The sequence below is a fragment of the Staphylococcus sp. MI 10-1553 genome (assembly GCF_010365305.1).
GTDB lineage: Bacteria > Bacillota > Bacilli > Staphylococcales > Staphylococcaceae > Staphylococcus.
This window is the reverse complement of sequence record NZ_CP048279.1, coordinates 444239-468841: the sequence shown is the minus strand read 5'-3', so window position 1 is coordinate 468841 and position 24603 is coordinate 444239. Positions and strand designations below refer to the sequence as shown.

Genomic DNA, 24603 nt, shown 5'->3' with positions numbered 1-24603 from the left:
ATACACGTTGCCGGTGAATGATTAGGCAGAGAAAACAAGATGCGTGTTCATAAATCGAAACAAAATCAACTCGATTATTCTGATACAAAATTTTTGATGTTCATTATTTCAAAAACTTGCCTCCTTTGCCCCAGTACCTTTTATGAAAGATTTCCAAAAAGGCTAAGACAACTGAAATGTGCCCTAGCCTAAAATTCCTATGATCGTTATTTTGTTTTTGTACCGATTGAGAGATATTTTGTTTCAAGATAAGGTTCGATACCTTCAATACCACCTTCACGGCCATAACCACTTTCTTTCACACCACCAAATGGCGCATGAGGTGCAGATGGTGCACCGTCATTCCAACCAACGACGCCGTAGTGTAAGTTGTTGTAAATATAAAGTCCTGTACGGTAATCATTTGTGAAAAAGTAAGATGCCAATCCAAATTCTGTATCATTCGCTAAATGAATCGCTTCATCAATATCAGCGTAACGCATCACGGGCGCCACTGGACCGAATGTTTCTTCATGCATACATTTCATATCATGGTTAACATTAGTAATGACAACCGGTTTTAAGAAGTTGCCACCGCGTTCTTGAATGTCATCTAATTCACGTGATAATTGACCGCCATGTTCAACCGCATCTTGAATATGATCGAGTACTTTATCGACGCCTTTTTGGTTAATGAGTGGCCCAATTTTCACATCTTTTTCCATACCGTCCCCTACTTTTAAGGCATGGACTTGTTCAATAAGTTGTTTTTCGTATTCTTCTGCAATATCTTCGTGTACATAAATACGGTTGGCACAAATACAAGTTTGACCTGCATTTCTAAATTTTGTCTTAATCGTTTGTTCCACAGCATGTTCAATATCAGCATCTTTATGCACGATGAGTGGTGCCAGACCGCCGAGTTCCATTGTGACATTTTTAACAGATGCCGCTGATTGTTCGATTAACTTTTTACCCACTGGTGTAGAGCCTGTGAACGTTACTTTGTTGATCAGTTCATGCTCTGTGAAAATTTTACCTGCTGTTTTACCACTCGCTAAAATGTATGAAATCGCATCTTCAGGAATGCCCGCTTCATGTGCTAATTCGACTAAACGAATCGTCGTCATTGGCGTTTGTGTCGCTGGTTTACATACAATCGTACAACCTGCTGCGAGCGTGGGTGCCATTTTACGTGTAATCATTGCAGCTGGGAAGTTCCACGGTGTAATGGCCCCTACAACACCAACTGGAAATTTATCAACTAAAATTTTCTTGTCTGGTGCGTTAGCCGGAATCGTTCTACCGTAAATGCGTTTCACTTCTTCGGCATACCAATCCACGTAGCCGACAGCGTAATCCACTTCACCTAATGCTTCTTGATAAGGCTTGCCCCCTTCAAGTGTAATCAGTTCCGCCAAAGCTTCACGGTTCTCTTTAATTAAAGTTGACCACTGCCATAATAAACGTGAACGCTTATGCGCATCGACTTCACGCCATGATAAATACGCTTCATACGCACGTTCAATTTTATGATGAATTTCAGCTTCTTCTGTAAATGCATAGGTTTTAATGACTTCTCCTGTTGAAGGGTTTTCTACATCAAACTTTGTCATCTTCCATCCCTCTTTCTTTGAGTTAGTGACCGTATGACACTTCATTGCGCATCACACAATTATCGTAACATGTCGTTAAATTTGTTAAATACTTTTCACTCAGAATGTGTTAGATTAGATTTATATATTTAATGAAAGTAGTTGATTCTAACATGACAACCGCAATCCCAAACTGTCCGCAGTGTGATTCTGAATATACTTACGAAGATGGCGGACTTTACATTTGCCCGATGTGTGCGTATGAATGGACAAACGATACACTCGAGGCAGCTACTGAACAAGCCATAATCCGTGATGCAAATGGTAATCCACTTCAAGATGGTGACACGGTGTCAGTCATTCGCGATTTAAAAATCAAAGGCAGTTCTCAAATGATTAAACAAGGTACAAAAGTAAAAAATATTAAGCTCGTTGACCCTGAAGACGGCCACGATATCGACTGTAAAATCCCTGGCTTTGGACAAATTGGTTTAAAATCTGAAGTTGTGAAAAAAATTAAATAACGTTAAAAAATAGGACAACATTGTCGTGCTGTACGCGTTCATGCTGTCCTATTTTTATAGATGTTATTAAAATGCTTCGTCGACAGATGCGATGGCTTCATCTATCGTTTGACCTGTAGATAAAGCAACTGCCGCAATGAAACTGCCTTCTACAATCGGGGCATCGACTTTTTCAATACGATGTGTCCCCGTATACATTTCAATCGCCATATCCAAATTCATTTCCGATGAACCGATATCAAAGAAGCAAATCGCATCATCGTCTATATCATTTAATACTGCAGAAATGTCATCAAAAGATGTGCCGATTTCGCCTTCAATGCCACCAATAGCGACGACAGTAACATCTTGTGCCATTTGTGCAAGCAGTTCTTGCGTACCTTCTGCAATTTTATCACTATGACTTACTAAAACGATTTGTGTCACGCTTCATCAGCTCCTATCAGTGCATTTAAAATGTAGACACTACTTTGTGCACCAGGATCAATATACCCGATTGAGTCCTTTTTAAAATATGACGCACGGCCTTTTGTCGCTTCGATATCACGTGTCGCATCAGCATAAGATTGTAACGTCGCTAAATCTACAGTCTCACCTTGTTCTACCGCTTCTCTCGCACGTGCAATGACATCATACATTGTTTTTTCATTTAAAGTCACTTTTCCGCGTTGTGCTACAGCTTCTTCAAATGCTTTTAACAATTCGACTAAGTTGTCATAATCAATCTCATCTTTTGCGACTTGCGCCATTTTGACGAAACTATAGCCATATAATGGTCCAGACGCTCCGCCCACTTTCGACATGAGTGTCATACCTGTCGTTTTGAATAAAGCTTGCATGGAACTGTCGTCTAATTGGTCAGGAAGTGCTTCAAAACCACGTCGCATATTCACACCGTGGTCCCCGTCACCAATCGCACGGTCCAACTCTGTCAAAGTTTCTTCTTCTGTTTCAAATGTTTCTTTTAATGCAAGTAATCGTTCTTTTAAAATTGCTACGTTCATCTTGTGAACCTCCTGAATGATGTTAAAAAAATCGACTTGTTGTAGGTGCGCGAAACGCTGATAATACGTGTTCGTCATAAGGAACAAAGGTTAATGAAAATCCTTGCATGTCGAGTGATGTCATATAATCACCTACAAACCAGCCTTTTACAGTTTTCCCTTCTTTTTCTAACTGTAATGCGACATATTTCGTCACAATATCTAATTCTGATAATGGTGTGCCGCCCATGCCATTTACCATCACAATTAATTCATCACTTGCCACTTCAGCCTTCAATTGTTCAATTAAACGTTGCACAATTTGTTCTACAGGTTCAACTGGCACACGTTCTAATCCACGTTCACCGTGAATACCAATACCGATTTCCATGTCATGATCTTCAATATCGAAACCATACTTGCCAGTCGTTGGTACAGCAGGAGGTGTGAGTGCCATCCCGATTGTGCGAATTTGATCAATCAATGCTTCGACTTCAGTTTTAAGCTCTGTTAATTTCTTACCACGCTCTGATAAATAACCGGCATATTTATGAACAAATACTGTACCTGCAACCCCACGACGTTTTTCGACATCATCAATCGCAATGTCATCACGTACAACGACCATGTCTACTTGAATGTCTTCCATCGCTGCCATATCTTTTGCCATTTCAAAGTTCATGACGTCACCCGCGTAATTTTTAACAATGAGTAACACACCGTCTCCATTGTCCACCGCTTTAATGGCTTCTAACACTTTATCTGGTGTCGGTGAGGTAAACACTTCACCACATACCGCAGCATCCAGCATGCCTTCACCGACATAGCCCGCATGTGCTGGTTCGTGACCACTTCCACCACCAGAAACTAATGCGACACCAGACGTTTTTTTATGCTGACGTACAACCACTGTATCTGCAATCACATCAATGTTCGGATTTGTAATTTTCAAACCGTCTAGCATGTCTTGTAAAAAGTGCGTTTTATCCTGGATTAACTTTTTCATTTGCTCACCTTCTATCCTAGTTTCTTCTATTATAAGTTTTAATATGAAAACGTTCACGCAAAAACTATTGTGATATATTTGACAATTCTGTATACAAAAAGAAGTTGTACAGACGCGCATTCCACCTCACACGTTTGTACAACACTTTTTAATGATATTTAATTGTGTCTAGAAGAAGATGAGTATCAAAATCGGAACAACTGCTACAACGACAACCCCAACCAATACAATCGCGATGCTTGCCATTGACTCCTTTACTAGTCCTAATTCTTTTGCTGCCGCTACACCTAACGTATGTCCGCTCGTTCCTAAAGATAAACCTCTCGCAATCGGATTATCAATGTGGAACCATTTCAATAATTTAATAAATAATAACCGCATTTAAAATAATCGCTAATGATGTCAACTCTTTAATACCGCCAATGCCTTCTGATACAGGTAGTGCAATCGCTGTTGTTGCTGCTTGCGGAAGCATTGATGCGATAATATCACTACCGAATTGAAGTGCTTTTGCGACGAAGAAAATACCGACAAGTGCCAACACGGTTCCAATCCCAATACCGCCTATAATACGATGCCAATGTTTCACCAAGACATCACGCTTTTTGTATAAAGGAATCGCAAATGAAATCGTTGCTGGTCCGAGGAAGAAATTAATGATGTCCCCACCAATTTTGTACTTTTCATATGGAATACTTGTAAAGTGTAAGAACGCTACCCCGAAAACCATCGCAACAAGGAGTGGTGCGAATAATAAAAAGCCATTTGTTTTCTTAAAAAGTACTGTTGCGATTAAAAATGGAATCACTGATAATAAAATACCGAAATAAGGTGTATCGATAGCGAGATGATTAACCATGTGAGTGCGCTCCTTTCACTTTCGCTTTAGTACGAGGCGTTGTTGCCACTTTATCTTTCGTTGTCATACGCATTAAAATTTGTGACGCAAAGCCTGTAAACACAAGTAACAGAATTGTTGAAATAATAATCAATCCAATAATGAGAATCGGACTTGCACTAATAATGTCCAATGAATTGACAACTGAAATCCCAGCTGGTACGAATAAAAAGACTTGCCCCCATTAGAGAGGACAAGCCTGCTAATTGCTCAAAAAATTAAAAAGCAGCTGACACCCCATTACAGGCATCAGCCACTTCACTCAATTATTTCAATTCATTTAAATAGCTACGTCCAAACTCAGGCAATGTTACGCCAAAGTTATCAGCAATTGTCGCACCGATTGAACTAAATGTTGTATCGCCTGCTAATGCATGTCCGCCTTTAAACTTCGGACTATACATGATGACTGGAATGTACTCACGTGTGTGATCTGTACCCGGTGCCGTTGGGTCATTCCCATGGTCCGCTGTAACGATCAATAAATCGTCTTCGCGCATTGCATCCATCAATTCTGGCAAACGATCATCAAAATCTTTAATCGCTTGTGCATATCCTGGCTTATCACGACGATGGCCATATAACGCATCAAAGTCAACTAAGTTTAAAAAGCTTAATCCTTTAAAGTCTTTGTTGACGATGTTCATTAATTGGTCCATGCCGTCCATATTACTTTTCGTACGTACCGCTTCTGTTACACCTTCACCATCATAAATATCATTAATTTTACCAATCGCAATGACATCATAGTCATTTTCTTTTAACGTATTCATGACTGTTTTACCAAATGGTTTCAATGCATAGTCATGACGGTTACTTGTACGTGTGAAGTTGCCTGGTTCACCCACATATGGGCGTGCAATAATACGTCCAATTAAATATTTTGGATCTTTTGTCAGTTCACGGACTTTTTCACAAATGTCATACAACTCTTCTAACGGAATGACGTCTTCGTGTGCGGCAATTTGAAGTACAGGATCAGCAGAAGTATAGACGATTAAGTCCCCTGTCTTCATTTGATGTTCGCCCCACTCGTCAATAATTTGTGTACCGGATGCTGGGCGGTTTGCGACAACTTTACGGCCTGATAGTTGTTCGATTTCTTGAACTAACTCTTCTGGAAAACCTTCTGGATACACTTTGAACGGTTGCATCATGTTCAAGCCCATAATTTCCCAGTGGCCTGTCATCGTGTCTTTGCCGACTGACGCTTCACTTAATTTTGTATAATACGCTAAAGGATGATCAACAGCATCAATCACTGGTAATGGCGCAATGTTCCCTAAGCCTAATTTTTCAAGGTTCGGTAACTTTTGATCAAATCCTTCAAGCGTATGTTTTAAAGTGTGTGAGCCTTCATCATTAAAGTCTTTAGCGTCTGGACCCTCTCCAATCCCAACTGAATCCATCACAATTAAATGAACGCGTTGAAAAGGTACTGTCATCTTAATCACTCCCACATTTATTGAATTCCTTGATTAATAATCTGAATCTACTTCTAGACCTTGCATAATTTGTACGCCGGCACTTGCACCGATACGTGTTGCACCTGCATCAATCATTGCTTTAAAGTCTTCTAAGTTACGTACGCCACCAGCCGCTTTAACTTCTACTGATTCGCCCACTGTATCTTTCATTAACTTCACGTCTTCAGGTGTTGCACCACCCGTAGAGAAGCCTGTCGATGTTTTCACGAAATGTGCACCTGCTGCTTTTGTTAATTCAGATGCTTTTATTTTTTCTTCATCAGTTAATAGTGCTGTTTCGATAATCACTTTAACTGTTTTACCTTGTGCAGCTTTAACGACCGCTTCAATATCTTTTTGTACGTCATTGTAACGTTGGTCTTTTAATGCACCAATGTTGATCACCATGTCAATTTCATCTGCACCTTTACGGATCGCATCTTCTGTTTCAAATACTTTTGTTTCCGTAGTGTTCGCACCTAATGGGAAACCGATCACTGTACATACAAGTACATCTGAATCTGCTAATTTTTCTGCAGCATAAGCGATGTGTGTTGGATTTATACAAATAGATTTGAAATGATATTCTTTTGCTTCCTCAATAATTTTATCAATTTGTGCACGTGTTGATTCTGGTTTTAACAACGTGTGATCAATATATTTTTCGAAATTCATACGAAACGCTCCTTATTTATATAATTACTTGACCATCTCAATTATACAATTAGATGCTTCAAAATACGATTTTTTTATTTTGGATCGATTGCGATAAGTTGGGATTGAATTTGTGCGACGCTTGCTCGTGCTTGAACCGTTATGGCATGAGACCCTTCCATGTACAAATCAAACGGTTTGGGGACAGTTTGATGATAAGGGTCATGGCAATCATCCGAAACTAAAAATAAATTATTCAGAAAAATGAGTTGAAATCTGAAAACCTCTGTGCTACCATTGTCGTATTCTATTCGAATACTTTAACTTGGTAGAGAACGAAAGCGAGGGTAGGTTATGGTACAACCTTTCATACAAAATAAACAATATGAAATTGACTTTTTAAAGTTAGCGGCAGCCAATGATTTCGAACCGATTGAGACTGCCTTTATCGAAACACTCGTATGGGATGAACTTTCTCCAGACGATTTAAAACAAATGAAAGAGCGCAGTGTGTGGCAAGCAGATGATACATTATTTGCATTACGCAATGACTTTACCGATCAACTTGTGCGCTATTATCAACATTACCAACTCAATCATTCCGCTGTGGCTTATACAGGACCGATTGTGCGACACCATCAAGTACAAACACAACTCGGTGTGGAATGTTATCGACCACATATTCAAGAAATGTACCATACTTTTGAGACGTTCCAACAATTTATCGAACAACAGTTGCAAGATGAAATTCAATATGTCGTGATTGGGCATTACCAGCTCATTGATTTATTGCTCGCGCATCAAGCTGAACGTGAACAGTTACTCACTTGGGTAGAACAGCGCAATATTTCGGCACTCAAGTCCGAGCTCGGCATCAGTCATCCGCTCGTACGGTTATTGCTCACACCGACACATCAGCAGCTCGAACTTTTAAATACGCTATATCCGCACGATCACGTCATTATTCGCAGTTTGAATCGTTGGCAAACTTACTTCAAATCGATTCACATCGACACGGTTCATCTCGATATTACACCGCAAGCTCCGCGTTCTTACTATAAGGAGACATTTATTCATGCGCACCTTAAAGACAGTGGTCGAATGTTATCAGGAGGCTATTACAACGGACCACTAGAGGGTTTCGGATTAGGGTTAACATTATAACGAGGAGGAATCACTGTGCTTACAATCGCATTAGCTAAAGGTCGCCTACTAAAAAGTTTTTTCGCCTACTTAGAATCACAAGGTCAAAACGATTTGGCGACACAATTAAAATCTAGAGAACGCCAGCTTCAAATTAAAGCACCACCCTTCCATTTTTTATTCGTCAAAGGCAATGACGTCCCTATTTACGTCGAACAAGGCATTGCAGATATTGGGATTACAGGCAGTGACATTCTCAACGAAACCCAATACGACGTTAATCAATTGCTTGCGCTACCTTTTGGCCAATGTCACTTTTCAGTCGCAGCGTTTGACGAGACGACGGACTATCGTAAAGTTGCAACTTCTTTTCCTAAAACAGCAGGAGATTATTTTAAAGCAACGGGACGCGATGTCGAACTGATTGAATTATCTGGCTCTATCGAACTTGCCTGTGTGATTGGCATGGTAGACGGCATCGTTGACATTGTTCAAACAGGGACCACTTTACGTTCGAACGGGTTAGTCGAAAAAGAACATATTGCAGATATTCAAGCGCAACTCATTACGAATCGACAAAGCTTTTTCACCCAATCATCAGAAATTGATGCATTTATTAACATGTTAGGAGTGTCGCTCATTGATCGTTAATAGCCAAACTTTTTTACAACAATTTCAAACGACAGAAACATTCAATCCTGAAATCCACGCACAAGTCACTGCCATTTGTGAGCGCGTGCGACGTGAAGGAGACCTAGCGCTACATGACTATAATCAACAATTTGATTGTGTCAGTGTAGAGACGTTGGAAGTGCCACAAGCTGACATCGAAGCGGCGTATCACAACATAGATGAAGATTTACGTCACGCACTTGAACATAGTTTCCAAAGAATTCGAGATTATCAAACACAAATCAAATACGAAAACCAATACGCGACACCTGAACTTTATGAAGTGTATCACCCGATCGAACGTGTCGGTATATATGTGCCTGGCGGTAAAGCGAGCTATCCTTCTACAGTATTAATGACGGCAACACTCGCAAAAGTAGCTGGTGTAAAAAATATAAGTGTGGTCACACCTCCTCAACCGAATGGTGTTGCGCCGAGTGTGCTTGCCGCATGTCATATTGTTGGTGTTGATCATGTGTATCAAGTCGGTGGTGCACAAAGTATCGCGGCACTTGCTTATGGTACAGAAACGATTCCGAAAGTCGATAAAATTGTCGGTCCAGGCAATCAATATGTCGCTTATGCGAAAAAGGCACTGTACGGAGAAGTCGGTATCGATCAAATTGCAGGGCCAAGTGAAATTGCGTTAATTATTGATGACACATGTAACTTAGAAGCGGTAGTCTATGATGTGTTTGCTCAAGCAGAACATGATGAAATGGCGCGGACGTTTGTCATTTCAACGGATTTGGCATTACTCGAAAATTTAGAAAGCCGTATCAAACAAACACTTAACGATGCACCACGTCATAACATTTTAAAAGTCAGTTTAAAAGACCATCACTATCTCATTCACGCGACTGATTTTGACGACAGTTGTCATGTGATGAATACAATCGCACCCGAGCATGCATCAATTCAAACAATACAACCAGAAGCCTATTTACCACATATTCACTACGTCGGCAGCCTATTCATAGGTGGATATGCTCCGGAAGCGATTGGAGACTATATTGCGGGACCGAGCCACGTCCTACCAACACAACGGACAGCCCGCTTTCAACACGGTTTATCGGTCAATGACTTTTTAACGAAACATACGGTCATTCATTTGTCAGAAGCAACATATGAAAAAACGTATCGAGATGCCGCACGTATCGCTCAAGATGAACAACTGTATCACCACCAAAAATCATTAGAAATCAGACAAAGAGGTGACGACGCATGATTCGTATGAACAAAAATGAAAGTCCGATTAAGCCATTATCGACAGAGACATTAACCGAACTCATCGAACAATGTGACTATCACCACTACCCTGACGTGGCGTATGATCGTTTCCGTAAAGCTTATGCGCAATACTACGATGATACTTTCTCGTTCGAACAAATCACTTGTGGCAATGGCTCTGATGAACTGATTCAAAAGTTAATGCTCATCATGCCGGACGGTCCATGTTTAACGCTCAACCCTGACTTTTTCATGTATCAAGATTACGCACGCCAAGTGAATCGTGATATCCAATTTGTTGACGGAACAGCAGAATTGTCTTTTCCAATTGAAACAGTACTTGAACGCATTCAAACTGTCCAACCGAGTTTCTTCATCTTAAGTAATCCACACAATCCAACTGGTCACCGTTTTGATGAAAGTTATCTTCGAGCGATTGCTGATGAAATGAAACGACTTGGCGGTTACCTCGTCATTGATGAAGCGTATGTTGATTTTTCGACGCCACTCGATATTGCCTTAGAAGATCATATTTTGATAATGCGTACTTTATCGAAAGCTTATGCGATGGCTGGGTTGCGTCTCGGTATCTTAATTGGCACAGAAAAAACAATTCAACGTGTTCGCCAAATTGAACACCCTTATCCACTCAGTGCACTGACGATGGCGATTGGCATTCACTTATTTGAAAATCAAGCAGAAACAGAAGCGTTTGTTGCACACCAACGTCACTTAAGCACACGTTTGAAAGCCATTTTGCAACACTATGCAAGTCCACATATGACGATTTATCCGAGCGAAACCAACTTTGTGTTAACTGCTGGACCTAAAGCAATGGCACTCGGACGCTATGTCGAACAACACGGCTTTCTCCCACGCTTTTACAATGACCCATCTGAAGCAACGATGGCAGGATTTGTCCGCTATTCCATTGCAACAGAAGCACAGTTAGACCGTTTTGAACAAGTCGTCAAAGAATGGAGTGAACGTCATGACATATCAAATTAACCGAGAAACGAAAGAAACTAAAATTGCCATTGAACTTTCAGAAGCTCAAGAAACAAGCCATATCGATACGGGCGTCGGCTTTTTAGATCATATGTTAACACTGTTGAGCTTTCACAGCGGGCTCTACTTCAATATTAATGTAGATGGCGACACGTGGGTGGATGATCATCATACAACTGAAGATATCGGTATCGTACTCGGTCAATTATTGTTACAACTGACACGCGATAAAAAGCATTTCGAGCGTTACGGCCAACAATATTTACCGATGGACGAAACATTAGCACGTGCTGTCGTTGATATTAGCGGACGACCTTATTTAAACTTTAACGCGCAATTCAGTAAAGAAAAGGTCGGTCAGTTTGATACAGAGTTAGTTGAAGAATTTTTCAGAGCCTTAGTCATCAATGCGCGACTCACGGTACACATCGATTTACTGCACCAAGGAAATACACATCATGAGATTGAAGCGATATTCAAAGCGTTCGCCCGTGCCTTAAAACAAGCATTGCGCCCATCACAAGAAGCACGTATTCCTTCATCTAAAGGTGTGATTGAATCATGATTGTCATTGTAGATTACGGATTAGGCAATATTTTAAATGTCCAACGCGCCGTACAACATCTCGGCTATGATGTCGTCGTCTCACGTGATCCTGAAGTCATTGAAAGTGCCGATCAGCTCATCTTACCTGGTGTCGGTCATTTTAAAGACGCTATGCAAGCCATTGACCGTTATCAACTGGCGCCATTATTAAAACAACAACAAAAAGCAATCATCGGTATTTGTCTCGGGATGCAATTGCTCTATGCTTTTAGCGAAGAAGGTCATGTCCCTGGACTCGGCTTTTTCGAAGGCCATGTACGTGCGATTGACACACCTTACACAGTGCCCCATCTCGGTTGGAATCAATTAAAAAGCGACGTCCCGGGTTTAGATAAAGACGTCTATTATGTGCACACGTACCAAGCCCCGATGAATGATGATGTCGTCGCTTATACAGATTACGGCGCTCAAATTCCAGGTATCGTCCAACGCGGGCAATATATCGGCATTCAATTCCACCCTGAAAAAAGTGGGGATTATGGCTTGGACATCTTATCCCAAGCATTAAAAGGAGGATGGCAACATGATTAAAATTTGGCCTGCCATTGATTTAATTGAAGGCAAAAGTGTACGTCTCACTGAGGGAGATTACAACACTTCAGAAGCAATGACGAGGAGTGCAGAAGACAGTATTCAATTTTACAATCAATTCGAAAGTGTCGACCGTATTCACATTATCGACCTTATCGGCGCCAAAGCACAACGCGCGATTGAAATGGATTATATTCAACACCTCATTCAAGCAAGTGATAAACCGATTGAAGTCGGTGGTGGGATTCGTGATGAAGCTACGTTGCGACGTTATTATGACTCAGGTGTCGATTACTGTATTGTCGGTACACAAGCAATTACCAATGTCGCATGGCTCGCTGAAATGAGTCAGTTATTTCCCGGGAAAATTTATGTGTCAGTCGATGCGTATCGAACAGCAATCAAAATTAACGGTTGGACAGAAGATGCCGCACTAGATTTATTTGACTATGTAGCACAAATCGAAAAATTACCGTTAGGCGGCATCATTTATACAGATATTTCGAAAGATGGCAAATTAGCAGGTCCGAACTTTGAAATCACTGCTCAACTTGCGCAAGCGACATCGTTACCTGTCGTCGCATCAGGAGGCATTCGTCATCAACAAGACCTTGAAAGACTTGAAGTTTCAGGTATCACTGCCGCAATCGTCGGTAAAGCAGCAAATCAAAGCACCTTTTGGGAGGGATTAAGTTGATTAAAAAACGAATCATTCCTTGCCTCGATGTAAAAGACGGTCGTGTTGTGAAAGGGATTCAATTCAAAGGGTTAAGAGACATCGGTGACCCTGTCGACTTAGCACTATACTACAATGAAGGCGGTGCCGATGAACTCGTCTTTTTAGATATTTCCAAAACAGAACGTGGCCATGCTTTAACGTTAGACATTATCCAACAAACCGCCGAGCAACTGTTTATCCCATTAACGGTCGGTGGTGGCATCGCTTCACTCGATGACATTTCTGATTTGTTAAAGCATGGTGCCGACAAAGTGTCACTTAATTCTGCAGCCCTCAACAACCCTGAACTCATCCGTCAAGCGAGTGAAAAGTTCGGGCGACAATGCATATGTATCGCCATCGACAGCCAATATGATCCAGAATTAGATGATTATTTCTGTTGCACACATGGCGGTAAAAAACGTACAGATAAACGGGTGTATGATTGGGTCCAAGAAGTCGAAACACTCGGTGCTGGCGAACTCCTCGTAACGAGCATGGATTTTGATGGGATGAAACAAGGCTTTGACATTAAACATTTAAATGGGATAGCTGAACGAGTCAATATCCCTATTATTGCGTCAGGTGGCGGAGGTCACGCACGTCACTTTACGGAACTTTTCACACAAACACCTGTTTCAGCAGGACTTGCGGCAAGTATATTACATGACAAAGAAACGACTGTACACGAAATTAAACAAGAACTCGAAAATGGAGGTGTGCCTGTCAGATGGCCTTAAAACCAGATTTTTCAAAAGGATTACTCCCTGTCATATTACAAGATGCCGATACGAAACAAGTATTGATGCTCGGCTATATGGATGAAGTCGCATTCCAAAAAACAGTCGATGAACAGGTCGCTTGGTTTTATTCACGCTCCAAAGATCGCCTATGGAAAAAAGGCGAAACATCTGGACACATTCAAAAAGTCAAAGATATGTATTTAGATTGCGATCAGGACACATTGTTGCTGTTTGTCGAACCAATGGGCCCAACTTGTCACACAGGCGCACAAAGTTGTTTCGGGACAGACAGTGGCTTTAAAGTGCAACAACTTGAAGAAACAGTGGCGACACGTGCACAGGAAGCAGATAGCGGTTCCTATACACAGTACCTTTTAAATGAAGGAAAAGAGAAAATCACGAAGAAGTTTGGTGAAGAAGCGTTTGAAGTCGTCATTGCAGCGATGAAAGATGATCGTGATGAGCTGATTGCGGAAAGTGCAGATGTGTTGTATCACTTGTTCGTGTTGCTACAAGCGCAAGATGTCACGTTTGCGGAAGTCGAGCAGTTGTTGGGAGAACGGCATGAGAAGCGGAATAATTTTAAAGGTGAACGTCAGGATATTGAGGAATGGTAGGATGTGCTTTTATTAAACCTTGATGCTTTGCACTACCGAGCTCGCGTTCCTAGGCGATGAACCTTCAACTCATCAACGCTTTGATTGTGCGGTTACATCGGTAGAAGCGTTGATGGATTTTGGGCGCAGTACAGAAATCTCATGTGTCACAAAGATTTCGTAGTACTGCCCCCGCAAGGCTGACTAGACTTCTCAAAAGTACAAGCGTTGAGAAGTCAGACAGCTACTGCGTTAAACAGTGCTCACTATCAAAGTAAAAAGACGTCATTTTGTTTTTAACTTTATCCCTCACCTCAGGAGTCTCGCATGGTTCTTGCAATATTAAATGAAGATACAATGCTGAGATACGCACCGTTCTATTCACATTCTTCATGATAAGACCCTCATTCCAGTGTGTTGGTTGACATTGGGATGAGGGTGTTTTTTTGTTCTTAAAATAATTCGCCGAGTGTTGCGGCCATAATCGCTTTGATGGCGTGTAATCGGTTTTCTGCTTGTTCAAAGACGACGGAATTCGGACCGTTGAACACTTCATCTGTAATTTCTAATGCCTCTAATCCGAACTGGTCATACAGTTTTTGGCTCGTCGTCGTTTCCAAATTGTGAAATGCTGGTAAACAGTGCATGACAATGAGGTCTGGATTGTCTGCCTGAGCAAGAAGAGCGTCATTAATTTGATAAGGCAACATGTTTTCAATGCGTGTCGCCCACTCACTTTCATCTGTCCCCATCGACACCCACACGTCTGTATAGAGCACATCCGCATGATAGACGCCTTGTTGGACATTTTCAGTAATTAATATATTCGCTCCTGATTGCTCTGCATAATGTTGTGCAATGGCTTGAATATCTGGATGCGGTTGTAAACTTTCTGGTGCAGCGATATGAACATTGACGCCTAACATCGCTCCTGTCACGAGTAAATCATGTGCCACATTGTTTGATGCATCACCGACATACGTTAATGTGCGATTTTCTAATGATCCGAAATGTTCTTTAATGGTCATAAAGTCTGCAATCATTTGCGTCGGATGCCATTCATTCGTCAAACCATTCCATACAGGCACGCCCGCATGCTGACTCAATTGTTCTACATCTGACTGGTGATAGCCACGAAACTCGATGCCATCATACATACGTCCAAACACTTGTGCAGTATCCGCTATCGATTCTTTGCCCCCTAAATGAATATCACCTTTTTCATAGTAATCCACATGTGCCCCTAAATCATGTGCCGCTACACTGAATGCTGCTCTTGTTCGTGTAGAGGGCTTTTCAAAAATAAGCGCAATATTTTTCCCTTTCAAAAATGGATGTGGCAAGTGATGCTGCTTTTTATATTTTAATTCCATCGAAAAATCAATGAATGTCATTAAAGCTTCAGCATCATAGTCCTTTGTTTTCAAAAAACTCTTTCCTTTAAAAGCCTTCAATTGTTTTAAAGTCGTTGTGTACGTCCCATCTTCATCACACCTTTTTGATTATTTATTCTTTATATTGCATTATTATACATACTGAGTAATGCTAAGTCAACCGTTTTCTATTTCTGATGACCTGAATCCTATGTTGAAATTTCATCGCCACGTAAAATGAAGCCTATGAAATAATTCATCGTTTCCTACACAAAAAAGCGACTGATTTTGAAATCGTCACAACAATCTCAAAACCAATCGCTATATTGTTCATCTATTAATCAATTGCACCTGCATCTGGATCGCTCTTACCATGAACATAATAATCCACATATTCAGGTTCTAATGGTTGTCTACCACGGATAATATCTGCCGCTTTTTCAGCTAGCATCAATACAGGTGAATGAATATTACCATTTGTCGTTGTTGGCATCACTGACGCATCCACGACACGTAAGTTTGCCATACCATGTACTTTCATAGTTAATGGGTCTACTACTGCCATTGGATCACTCGCTGGACCCATTTTCGCACTACATGATGGGTGTAACGCTGTTTCCGCATCTCGACGTACCCAATCTAAAATTTCTTCATCTGTTTGAACGCTTGGTCCTGGTGAAATTTCGCCACCGTTAAATTTATCTAATGCAGACTGTTTTAAAATGTTACGTGCGACACGAATGGCTTCGACCCATTCACGTTGATCTTCTTCTGTTGATAAGTAGTTAAACACGAATTTCGGTTTCACATACGGATTCGTTGACGTAATTTTTAAACTACCGCGAGAGTTAGAATACATTGGACCGACGTGAACTTGATAGCCATGTGCAGTTTCTGCTTTTTGACCGTCGTAACGTACCGCTAATGGTAAGAAATGAAACATTAAGTTTGGATAATCCACTTCGTCATTTGAACGTACGAAGCCCCCACCTTCAAAGTGGTTACTTGCCGCTGCACCTGTACGACGTGTGAGCCATTCTAAACCGATGAACGGCATTTTGAGTTTATTTAAACTTGGTTGCATGGACACTGGCTCTTTACATGTATGTTGGATGTAAACTTCTAAATGATCTTCAAAGTTTTCACCCACACCTGGTAAATGAATGCGTGGCTCAATACCGAGTGAGCGTAAATGTTCGGAGTCACCAATACCTGATAGTTGTAATAATTGTGGTGTATTGAACGCACCACCTGATAAAATGACTTCTTTCGCAAGCACTTTGTGTAAACGGCCATTACGTTTGTATGTCACACCTGTGACCGTATTACCATCGAAATGAAGCTTTTCTACAAATGCGCGTGTTTTTACTGTTAAATTAGGTCGTTTCATCGCTGGACGCAAATACGCACGTGATGCTGATACACGACGACCGTTATGAATTTGACTGTCGAATGGACCGAAACCTTCTTGACGGAAACCATTCACGTCTTTTGTTTTGCGATAACCCGCTTCAACCGCCGCATCGAAAAAGGCATGGAATAATGGGTTATCAGCTGGGCCACGACGTAATTTGATTGGTCCATTTAAGCCACGAATCGGATCATCCGTATCTGCACCGAATGTCGTTTCTAAACGTTTGAAGTAAGGTAAACAATGCGCATAATCCCACGTGTCCATGCCTTCTGGTTGGCCCCATTTTTCATAGTCTAACGGGTTCCCACGTTGATAAATCATACCGTTAATTGAACTTGAACCACCTAACACTTTCCCACGTGTGTGGAATACTTTGCGGCCACCCATATGCGGTTCACCATCAGTTTCGTATTTCCAGTCATAGAAACGATTACCAGATGGATACATTAACGCGGCAGGCATTTGAATTAATAAGTCCCATGGGTAGTCACTACGTCCCGCTTCAAGGACCAACACCTTTTTATCTTTGTCTTCGCTTAAACGTGCACCTAAAACGGACCCCGCACTACCGCCGCCGATAATGATATAGTCATACATTTTATCGTACGCTTTACTCATAACAAAAACTCCTCCATAACTTTGTATTTTCTCGTCATTTATGTACAAAAGTCATGAACTGTCGTGGTGTCGGTACGTGATGTGAATCATGACCTTTTTATCTTTATCAATCTGTTCAGTGCTCGAATTTTAAGATTGGCTAAACCATTTCACCGGTTCAGGATTGGTATTCATTAAAATATGTTTCGTTTCTAAATATTCTTCTAAACCTTGATGACCGAGTTCACGGCCGATACCTGATTGTTTGTAACCCCCCCATGGCGCTTGCGCGAAATAAGGATGGAAGTCATTAATCCAAACTGTCCCCATTCTCATTTTGCCTGCGACGCGTTGTGCTTTACCGATATCTTTCGTAAAGACACCACCCGCAAGACCGTAAATGGAGTCGTTCGCTAATCGAATGGCTTCTTCTTCTGTGTCAAAGCTTTCCACTGTCACAACAGGTCCGAATACTTCTTCTTGGACAATGCGCATTGATGTGTCACAGTCTGTAATCACAGTCGGCTCAAAGAAAAAGCCATTTTGTAAGTCTTCGCGTTCTGGACGTTGGCCGCCAACCGCAATAGTAGCGCCATCTTCTTTAGCGACTTCCATATATTTTTCAACTTTCGCACGGTGTTCTGCTGAAATGAGTGGTCCAAATTCAGTCGATTTGTCAAAACCGTTACCTAAGCGGATTTTTTTCACAGCACTAATTAAAGCTTCTTCAAATTTGTCTTTAATAGCGTTATGCACGATAATACGTGAACCGGCTGAACATACTTGACCTGCGTGGAAAAAGCCACCATTCAACGCTTGGTCTACCGCAAGATCAAAGTCTGCATCATCAAAAATAATGTTTGGATTTTTACCGCCTAATTCAAGTGCGATGTTTGTCACATGATCGGCTGCTTTTTTCATAATATGCTTACCTGTTTTAATACCACCCGTGAATGACACTAAGTCCACTTCAGGGTGTGAAGATAAAACATCGCCAATCTCAGAACCTGCACCTAAAACTAAATTGATCACACCTTTTGGAAAGCCAACTTCTTCCATTAATTCAAAAACACGAATTGTCGTTAAAGGGGTAATCTCACTCGGCTTCATCACAAGTGAACAACCTGTCGCTAATGCAGGTGCAATCTTCCATGACGCCTGTAATAACGGATAGTTCCATGGTGTGATTTGTGTCACAACACCGATTGGCTCTTTCACAACTTTGCTTTCTGTATTTTCAATCGGTGAGTTAATCAATTCGCCACCGTCTTTATCTGCTAAACCTGCAAAATACATGAAGACGTTATGAATGTCATCCATGTCTACTAATGACTCTTCATACGTTTTACCTGTATCTAATGTTTCTAAATAAGCTAATTCTTCACGGTTTTCTTTAATTTTGTCCGCAATCGCACGTACTTTTTGGCCTTTCGTTTCACCCGTTTCGTTCGCGTAACTCCCTTCGTCAAATGCGCGACGAGCTGCAAGAATGGCACGTTCAACATCTGTTTCAGTTCCTTCTGCCACCTCTAAAATGACCTCTTGATTATACGGATTAATGATTTCACGTGTTGCTTTATTACTACTCTCTACCCATTCACCATCTATATATTGGCGACGAGATAATCGGTTTACAGCTTCCATCAGTATCCCTCCGTTAAGTTTGTTAAATTTTTATTTAACGAATTTCACAAACTTTACTTTATCATATAAAAAAAGACCCTGTCAACTGCTAGCGATTGCTTTGCACATTCCTTCAAAAAGCGTTAAATTGATAAAGAATATTAGAAATTTTTTTAATTAATGACTCGCTTTTTTCAAGTTAAATGTTAAAATGTTTTATGATGATAGGAGGTGTCGTCATAATGGTACGTGCAAAAACATATGAAGCCAAATTAGAAGAAGCGAAAGATATTGTCATTAATTCTATCGCTGAGACGATGGACCTTTATGGCATTAATCGTAGCGTTGGGAATTTGTATGGCATTATGCTTTTTAAAGAAAGTATGACACTGGATGAAATGCGCCAAGAGTTACAGATGAGTAAGCCGAGTATGAGTGCGGGTGTGAAAAAGTTGCAAGAGTTTGATATTGTGAAACAACGTCTGACACGTGGCAGTCGCAAACAACATTTCGAGGCTGAGAAAGATTTTTTTGAGTTTTTCTGTAATTTTTTCACTCAAAAATGGAATCGTGAAATTTCGATTAATTTGGCAGCATTGAAAGAGTCTGAGGCAATGATTGATGAGATAATTGCGGCGGATGATGTGGCGGATGATGTGAAAGAAGATGCGGTTGAGATTAAGGCACAGTTGGAAGATTCTCGTGTGTATTATTATTGGCTTGAGTCGATTAGTAATGCGTTGAAGAGTGGGAAGATTTTTGAGTATTTTCCTATTCCAGAATCGAAGGAATGATGATAAGGGCTTTATGCGATGTTGATAAAATGACATGCATAAAGCTTTTTTGCATAGAAAATATGCATTGGATAGCAATCTCAGACCGATTGCAGAATTTGCCCTCACGTTCCCAGAGGCCTTGTCTCAACTAGCTAACGCTTGATTAAATGTTACATAGGTGAAGCGTTAGCGGATTTTCGACTGCGGCTGATCCCTCGGGAGTCTCGGGCATTCTTGCAATCTGGGGTGTGAGCAAGCTTTATTTTCTATCAGTACTTATAAACTTACATCACTTCGACTTTGGGAGATGGATTAAATACTTCTGCATCTCTTTCCTTCTTCTTTTTGATTGGATTTGAGAGTGGGTATAGTGAGCATTCTGACTGTCATTTAAAAAGAGTTGTCTTTTCTTTATCGAGGTGCTATAATTTGATTATCAAAAAAACACCTAGCAAGTGGGTTAAACTTGAGCTAGGTGCAAAAACATAGTAACATATTAGTGAGCTACCGACTCAACGTATGTTAATCATTATAGCCTATGATTAGGTGCTCTCGTTATTGCCGTAACGGGAGCTTATTTTTTTGACTTTTTATACAAAACAAAGGTTATGCATAAAGTACCTATCATCGTCAAAGATATTGGTATATAAATATCTAAATTGATGATGATTGTCATATGCCATCACCTCCATATCATTATAAGTTTCATAGGTGAGAATGATTGACAAATGGCTAATAGGCTTCTATGTTTTATGCAATTGATGATACTCAGATTTCCCTCTCATTAAAATTACTATAATTTCACTTTGGCTGATGTATGCATGCTTCATTAAAAGTCATTATAAAAATGCATATATGTTCACCTTACGAATTCATTCCTCTCTACTCATTCTCACAAAAAAGTTTTCAATTCACAACAGCTTAACAATTATTAGCCCAATCCCGTTTTATGTATAAGTCCGAAATATTTATTGAAACTCATAAAAAATAGTGTAGGAGACTGAAACCTCGTTCGTGAGATTTCTGTCCTACACCATTATTTTGTATCGTTATAAATTGTCGTCTTCTTCGTCTTCACCGACACGTAAAATTCTTAATGAGCGGCGTTCGATGCGTTTAAAGCGATCGGCACGGCTTTGTAAGGCAATGCGGTCTCCACCTAAAATCATCATAAAGGAAATCATGATGATGATAAAGATAACAATCAGTGGCACACCAGCGACGATAGAAGCGGTTTGTAAGATTTCTAACGCTTTTTCTCCACCGACTAACATGAGTGAAAATGGGAGTAAACAAAGCGCAAATGCCCAGAATAGACGGTTTAACTTGATAGGTTCCCCTTTAACACGTGTTTGCGTAGCTGCCGCAACAATGTATGATGCTGAGTCAAATGTTGTGACTAAGAATAAGAACGCTGACAAGATAAACAGTCCGATAATGATTTTTGAGAATGGCAGTTGGCTAATGACTTCGATGATTGTCGCTTCCGTACCGTGTGAATTTAAAAATTGAATCACATCGAATTGACCTGAAATTTGTAAATATACGGCGAAGTTACCAAAAATACCGAAGAATAGGACGCAGCCGAATGTACCATAAACAATCGTACCTAAAATGACCTCTTTTAATGTACGTCCTTTTGAAATACGCGCGATGAACAGACCGATAAATGGCGCGTAAACAATCCACCATGACCAATAGAATATCGTCCATTGTTGTGGGAAGTTTGTCTCTTCACGTCCTCCAATACCGCCGAATGGTTCGAGCCATGTCGCCATTTGGAAAAAGTTTTTCAACATGTTCCCAAAGCCTGTAACTGTCGTTTCCATAATGAAAATGGTTGGGCCAACGACAAAGATAAAGCCTAATAAAACAAATGATAACCAGACGTTCAAGTCACTTAACACTTGAATTCCTTTTTTCAAACCTTGGTACGAACTGTAAGCAAATACAATCGTAATACAGATTAAAACAATACTTTTGATAACCATACTTGACCCGTCGAAACCGAATAACTTTTCAAGACCAGCAGAAATCATCGGTACACCTAATGCGAGTGACGTCGCTGTACCGCCAATAAGCCCGAAAATGAATAAAATATCTACAAGTTTACCTAACGCTTTATCTGTCTGCCCTCTTAAAATTGGACGACAGGCTTGGCTAATTTTGAAAACAGGTTGCTTTTTGACGAATACTAAATATGCGATCGGCAATGCTGGCAATACGTAAATCGACCATGCTATAGGTCCCCAATGAAACATCCCATACATTGTCGCATAGTTTAAAGCTTCCTCAGAAAATGGTTTCGCACTGTGTGGTGGTGCTTGGAAGTAATAGGCCCACTCGATAACGCCCCAGTACAAAATATCTGAACCGATACCTGCGCAAAACAGCATTGAAGCCCACGCAAAGTCACTAAATTCTGGTTTATCATTGGCACGGCCTAAAGTGACCGAACCATATTTACCAAAAGCTATGTATAACACAAAACAAAAAATCGCAAGTCCCAATACGAGATAGATGGCGCCCATTTTGGATGTAACGAACGCATTCATCGCAACGACCACTGCGCGACTTTGTTCAGGAAACACCATCATCGGTATGACGGCCATCAATAATACTATTGCCGTACCGATGAACACGACCCAGTCCATCAATTTATTATTTTTATGCAATTTTAAACCCCCTTATTCTTTTTAACTCCTTTTCTGTTGATTCTTGATGTTAAACGTTTTGATACAAGCAATAGGTTATCGAAAATCAAATTTTAATGCAAATTTCATACATTCAATTTAATTGTCTATTTTGAATATATATAACTTTTTAACAACTGAAATATTGTAAAAACGCCTTTATAAAGTACATAAAGAATGTTAAAAATTTATTTAACGATTTAAATTATGACTATTTATGCATATTGAATGAATATATATTTATTTTAGTGGCTGTGATTTCTGAGAGTAAAAAGAAACGAATTAACACAACATACTCGATTCATTTTGTATTTTTTCAACAAAATTAAGGGCTTGAACAACAGAATGTCCGAGCCCTTGTTTCAAAATATTAACCAAATTCGCTAAATGTACCGTAAATGAGATATATGTTAAGCACTGTTAAAATAATCGCTAATGCCCACGCAATGAGATTGACCCAACGTGGATTGGTAAAGTCTTTGCCCATAATTTTAGGATTATTGGTCGCAATGACTAACGGAATCACACTTAAAGGTAAGGCTAAACTTAAAAAGACTTGCGTAAAGATGAGTAGATTTTCAATTTTCTCGGTACTCGAACCGTATAACCATAAACAGAAAAAGACAGGAATCACCGCAATGATGCGTGTCACAAGGCGTCGAACCCATTGTGCCATTTTCAAATGAACGAAACCTTCCATTATAATTTGGCCTGATAACGTTCCAGTGATCGTGGAGTTTTGTCCTGAAGCTAATAACGCTACCGCAAACAATGTACTCATAACCGCACCACCAATAACAGTAGATACTTCTGAATGTGTGAGGGCATCGTATAAATCATAAAAACCACCGAGTGCTTCACCGCTTCCGAAAAACAGTGCTGCCCCTAAAATTAATAATAAACAGTTAACGATAAATGCGAGTGACAATTGGACGTTCGAATCAATCGTCGCATATCGAATGGCTTCTCGTTTTTCTTTATCTGATTGACGCCCATAGTTTCGTGATTGAACAATAGATGAATGTAAGTATAAGTTATGTGGCATAATCGTCGCACCGATAATCCCTAATGCGATATATAAAGCACCGGGTTGTGTCACGACAGTCGACTGCGGTAAGAAGCCACTGAACACATCGCCCCATATAGGATCTGACAAGTAGACTTCAAAGACGAAAATGATAAACACTGTTAACACTAATACCGTAACGAGTGCTTCTATTTTACGGAAACCGAGCTTAATAATGGCTAAAAGTAAAAAGACGTCTAATACTGTAACCGTCACACCGAGCCATAAAGGAATATGAAAGAGTAAATTCAACGCAATCGCACTTCCGATGACCTCTGCAATATCCGTCGCCATAATCGCAAGTTCGGTAAATAACCAAAGTACGACTGCTACTTTTTTAGGTGTCATCGCACGTGTCACTTGTGCTAAATCCATCCCACTCGCGATACCTAAACGTGCACACATACTTTGGAGTAACATCGCAGCTAAACTCGAAATTAAAATGACCGACAACAGGATATAGCCATATTGCGCGCCCCCTGCCATCGACGTAATCCAGTTTCCCGGATCCATATAGCCCACCGCAACAAGCGCACCCGGTCCGAGAAAGAAAAACACTTTTTTCCATGACGGTGCATCACGATGATATGCGACCGTTCCATTAATCTCTTCTAAACTTTTTTTCATTTTATTCTACCTTTTCCTCTTCTATCTCTATCGTTAAATATCATATCCAAATTTTAAATTAGGATTGCCTAAATTGACAATA

General features: G+C 40.4%; 22 protein-coding genes and 2 pseudogenes. 11 read left to right on the top strand and 13 right to left on the bottom strand.

The genetic code is table 11. The features are described from left to right. Positions 1-206: 206 nt before the first annotated feature. Entirely contained in the window at positions 207-1595 is a 1389-nt protein-coding gene (locus GZH82_RS02045; protein ID WP_162681089.1) for an NAD-dependent succinate-semialdehyde dehydrogenase, read from the bottom strand. A 152-nt stretch (positions 1596-1747) separates the two neighbouring features. Here GZH82_RS02045 and GZH82_RS02040 point away from each other — a divergent pair, with 152 nt between their 5' ends. Next, positions 1748-2098 (top strand): zinc ribbon domain-containing protein YjdM, encoded by a 351-nt coding sequence (locus GZH82_RS02040; RefSeq protein ID WP_162682979.1) that lies wholly within the window; start codon positions 1748-1750, stop codon positions 2096-2098. Positions 2099-2164: 66 nt separating this feature from the next. On the opposite strand, the gene dhaM is transcribed toward GZH82_RS02040, so the two are convergent. From dhaM to deoC, 7 genes and pseudogenes are all read right to left on the bottom strand, one after another. After that, positions 2165-2524 (bottom strand): dihydroxyacetone kinase phosphoryl donor subunit DhaM, encoded by a 360-nt coding sequence (gene dhaM, locus GZH82_RS02035; RefSeq protein WP_096547169.1) that lies wholly within the window; start codon positions 2522-2524, stop codon positions 2165-2167. Next, complete coding sequence (dhaL, locus tag GZH82_RS02030) at positions 2521-3102, bottom strand: dihydroxyacetone kinase subunit DhaL (protein WP_162681088.1); 582 nt, start codon at positions 3100-3102, stop codon at positions 2521-2523. Before dhaL ends, dhaM begins: the two co-directional genes overlap by 4 nt. A gap of 22 nt (positions 3103-3124) precedes the next feature. Then, positions 3125-4087, bottom strand: a complete 963-nt coding sequence (dhaK, locus tag GZH82_RS02025; protein ID WP_162681087.1) for a dihydroxyacetone kinase subunit DhaK — start codon at positions 4085-4087, stop codon at positions 3125-3127. A gap of 168 nt (positions 4088-4255) precedes the next feature. Then, positions 4256-4946, bottom strand: a pseudogene (gene lrgB, locus GZH82_RS02020) (antiholin-like protein LrgB). Then, positions 4939-5154 (bottom strand): annotated as a pseudogene (locus tag GZH82_RS02015) (CidA/LrgA family protein); the annotation flags it as partial. The pseudogenes lrgB and GZH82_RS02015, both read right to left, overlap by 8 nt. A gap of 97 nt (positions 5155-5251) precedes the next feature. Further along, complete coding sequence (gene deoB / locus GZH82_RS02010; RefSeq protein WP_162681086.1) at positions 5252-6430, bottom strand: phosphopentomutase; 1179 nt, start codon at positions 6428-6430, stop codon at positions 5252-5254. Positions 6431-6463: 33 nt separating this feature from the next. Next, on the bottom strand, positions 6464-7126 hold the full coding sequence (gene deoC, locus GZH82_RS02005) for a deoxyribose-phosphate aldolase (protein ID WP_162681085.1): 663 nt from the start codon (positions 7124-7126) through the stop codon (positions 6464-6466). Positions 7127-7459: 333 nt separating this feature from the next. Here deoC and GZH82_RS02000 point away from each other — a divergent pair, with 333 nt between their 5' ends. Genes GZH82_RS02000 through hisIE form a run of 9 tightly spaced genes read left to right on the top strand, consistent with a single transcriptional unit; the run spans position 7460 to position 14373 of the window. Further along, the gene (locus GZH82_RS02000) at positions 7460-8269 is read left to right on the top strand and encodes an ATP phosphoribosyltransferase regulatory subunit (protein WP_162681084.1); all 810 of its coding nucleotides are present in this window, start codon (positions 7460-7462) and stop codon (positions 8267-8269) included. A gap of 15 nt (positions 8270-8284) precedes the next feature. Further along, a complete protein-coding gene (gene hisG / locus GZH82_RS01995; protein ID WP_162681083.1) occupies positions 8285-8899 on the top strand; it encodes an ATP phosphoribosyltransferase in 615 nt (204 codons plus the stop codon). Further along, the gene (hisD, locus tag GZH82_RS01990) at positions 8889-10148 is read left to right on the top strand and encodes a histidinol dehydrogenase (protein WP_162681082.1); all 1260 of its coding nucleotides are present in this window, start codon (positions 8889-8891) and stop codon (positions 10146-10148) included. The genes hisG and hisD overlap by 11 nt, the downstream gene beginning before the upstream one ends. Then, a complete protein-coding gene (locus GZH82_RS01985; protein ID WP_162681081.1) occupies positions 10145-11158 on the top strand; it encodes a pyridoxal phosphate-dependent aminotransferase in 1014 nt (337 codons plus the stop codon). Before hisD ends, GZH82_RS01985 begins: the two co-directional genes overlap by 4 nt. Then, a complete protein-coding gene (gene hisB, locus GZH82_RS01980) occupies positions 11142-11723 on the top strand; it encodes an imidazoleglycerol-phosphate dehydratase HisB (RefSeq protein WP_162681080.1) in 582 nt (193 codons plus the stop codon). The genes GZH82_RS01985 and hisB overlap by 17 nt, the downstream gene beginning before the upstream one ends. Further along, on the top strand, positions 11720-12295 hold the full coding sequence (hisH, locus tag GZH82_RS01975; protein ID WP_162681079.1) for an imidazole glycerol phosphate synthase subunit HisH: 576 nt from the start codon (positions 11720-11722) through the stop codon (positions 12293-12295). The genes hisB and hisH overlap by 4 nt, the downstream gene beginning before the upstream one ends. Next, on the top strand, positions 12288-12992 hold the full coding sequence (gene hisA / locus GZH82_RS01970) for a 1-(5-phosphoribosyl)-5-((5-phosphoribosylamino)methylideneamino)imidazole-4-carboxamide isomerase (protein WP_162681078.1): 705 nt from the start codon (positions 12288-12290) through the stop codon (positions 12990-12992). The genes hisH and hisA overlap by 8 nt, the downstream gene beginning before the upstream one ends. Beyond that, positions 12989-13753: an imidazole glycerol phosphate synthase subunit HisF gene (gene hisF / locus GZH82_RS14570; protein ID WP_162681077.1), complete on the top strand. Its 765-nt coding sequence runs from the start codon at positions 12989-12991 to the stop codon at positions 13751-13753. The genes hisA and hisF overlap by 4 nt, the downstream gene beginning before the upstream one ends. After that, positions 13744-14373: a bifunctional phosphoribosyl-AMP cyclohydrolase/phosphoribosyl-ATP diphosphatase HisIE gene (gene hisIE / locus GZH82_RS14565; RefSeq protein ID WP_162681076.1), complete on the top strand. Its 630-nt coding sequence runs from the start codon at positions 13744-13746 to the stop codon at positions 14371-14373. Before hisF ends, hisIE begins: the two co-directional genes overlap by 10 nt. Before the next feature lie 431 nt (positions 14374-14804). Here the strand turns inward: hisIE and argF are convergent, their stop codons facing one another. The 3 genes from argF to betB form a co-directional block, all read right to left on the bottom strand. Further along, positions 14805-15746, bottom strand: coding sequence for an ornithine carbamoyltransferase (argF, locus tag GZH82_RS01955; RefSeq protein WP_238989685.1), 942 nt, complete (start codon positions 15744-15746; stop codon positions 14805-14807). Positions 15747-16062: 316 nt separating this feature from the next. Next, positions 16063-17757, bottom strand: coding sequence for a choline dehydrogenase (gene betA, locus GZH82_RS01950; protein ID WP_162681074.1), 1695 nt, complete (start codon positions 17755-17757; stop codon positions 16063-16065). A 129-nt stretch (positions 17758-17886) separates the two neighbouring features. Next, entirely contained in the window at positions 17887-19380 is a 1494-nt protein-coding gene (gene betB / locus GZH82_RS01945; RefSeq protein ID WP_162681073.1) for a betaine-aldehyde dehydrogenase, read from the bottom strand. Between the two features lie 221 nt (positions 19381-19601). Between betB and cudC the strand changes: the two genes are divergently transcribed. After that, positions 19602-20153 (top strand): choline uptake/conversion transcriptional regulator CudC, encoded by a 552-nt coding sequence (cudC, locus tag GZH82_RS01940; RefSeq protein ID WP_162681072.1) that lies wholly within the window; start codon positions 19602-19604, stop codon positions 20151-20153. A 1031-nt stretch (positions 20154-21184) separates the two neighbouring features. Here the strand turns inward: cudC and GZH82_RS01935 are convergent. Together GZH82_RS01935 and GZH82_RS01930 are read right to left on the bottom strand one after the other, a co-directional pair. After that, positions 21185-22789 carry a BCCT family transporter gene (locus GZH82_RS01935; protein WP_238989684.1) on the bottom strand — a complete coding sequence of 535 codons (1605 nt, stop codon included), beginning with the start codon at positions 22787-22789 and terminating at the stop codon, positions 21185-21187. Positions 22790-23198: 409 nt separating this feature from the next. Continuing rightward, positions 23199-24521, bottom strand: coding sequence for an Nramp family divalent metal transporter (locus tag GZH82_RS01930; protein ID WP_162681070.1), 1323 nt, complete (start codon positions 24519-24521; stop codon positions 23199-23201). Positions 24522-24603 lie beyond the last annotated feature (82 nt).

Bases quoted from the DNA above. Each gene is read 5' to 3' on its own strand.
- dhaK (WP_162681087.1), bottom strand. From the start codon at position 4,087: ATGAAAAAGTTAATCCAGGATAAAACGCACTTTTTACAAGACATGCTA.
- GZH82_RS01935 (WP_238989684.1), bottom strand. From the start codon at position 22,789: ATGGACTGGGTCGTGTTCATCGGTACGGCAATAGTATTATTGATGGCC.
- deoC (WP_162681085.1), bottom strand. From the start codon at position 7,126: ATGAATTTCGAAAAATATATTGATCACACGTTGTTAAAACCAGAATCA.
- deoB (WP_162681086.1), bottom strand. From the start codon at position 6,430: ATGACAGTACCTTTTCAACGCGTTCATTTAATTGTGATGGATTCAGTT.
- hisB (WP_162681080.1), top strand. From the start codon at position 11,142: ATGACATATCAAATTAACCGAGAAACGAAAGAAACTAAAATTGCCATT.
- GZH82_RS02045 (WP_162681089.1), bottom strand. From the start codon at position 1,595: ATGACAAAGTTTGATGTAGAAAACCCTTCAACAGGAGAAGTCATTAAA.
- cudC (WP_162681072.1), top strand. From the start codon at position 19,602: ATGGTACGTGCAAAAACATATGAAGCCAAATTAGAAGAAGCGAAAGAT.
- betA (WP_162681074.1), bottom strand. From the start codon at position 17,757: ATGAGTAAAGCGTACGATAAAATGTATGACTATATCATTATCGGCGGC.
- dhaL (WP_162681088.1), bottom strand. From the start codon at position 3,102: ATGAACGTAGCAATTTTAAAAGAACGATTACTTGCATTAAAAGAAACA.
- hisA (WP_162681078.1), top strand. From the start codon at position 12,288: ATGATTAAAATTTGGCCTGCCATTGATTTAATTGAAGGCAAAAGTGTA.
- hisIE (WP_162681076.1), top strand. From the start codon at position 13,744: ATGGCCTTAAAACCAGATTTTTCAAAAGGATTACTCCCTGTCATATTA.
- GZH82_RS01985 (WP_162681081.1), top strand. From the start codon at position 10,145: ATGATTCGTATGAACAAAAATGAAAGTCCGATTAAGCCATTATCGACA.
- GZH82_RS02040 (WP_162682979.1), top strand. From the start codon at position 1,748: ATGACAACCGCAATCCCAAACTGTCCGCAGTGTGATTCTGAATATACT.
- betB (WP_162681073.1), bottom strand. From the start codon at position 19,380: ATGGAAGCTGTAAACCGATTATCTCGTCGCCAATATATAGATGGTGAA.
- GZH82_RS02000 (WP_162681084.1), top strand. From the start codon at position 7,460: ATGGTACAACCTTTCATACAAAATAAACAATATGAAATTGACTTTTTA.
- hisH (WP_162681079.1), top strand. From the start codon at position 11,720: ATGATTGTCATTGTAGATTACGGATTAGGCAATATTTTAAATGTCCAA.
- GZH82_RS01930 (WP_162681070.1), bottom strand. From the start codon at position 24,521: ATGAAAAAAAGTTTAGAAGAGATTAATGGAACGGTCGCATATCATCGT.
- argF (WP_238989685.1), bottom strand. From the start codon at position 15,746: ATGACATTCATTGATTTTTCGATGGAATTAAAATATAAAAAGCAGCAT.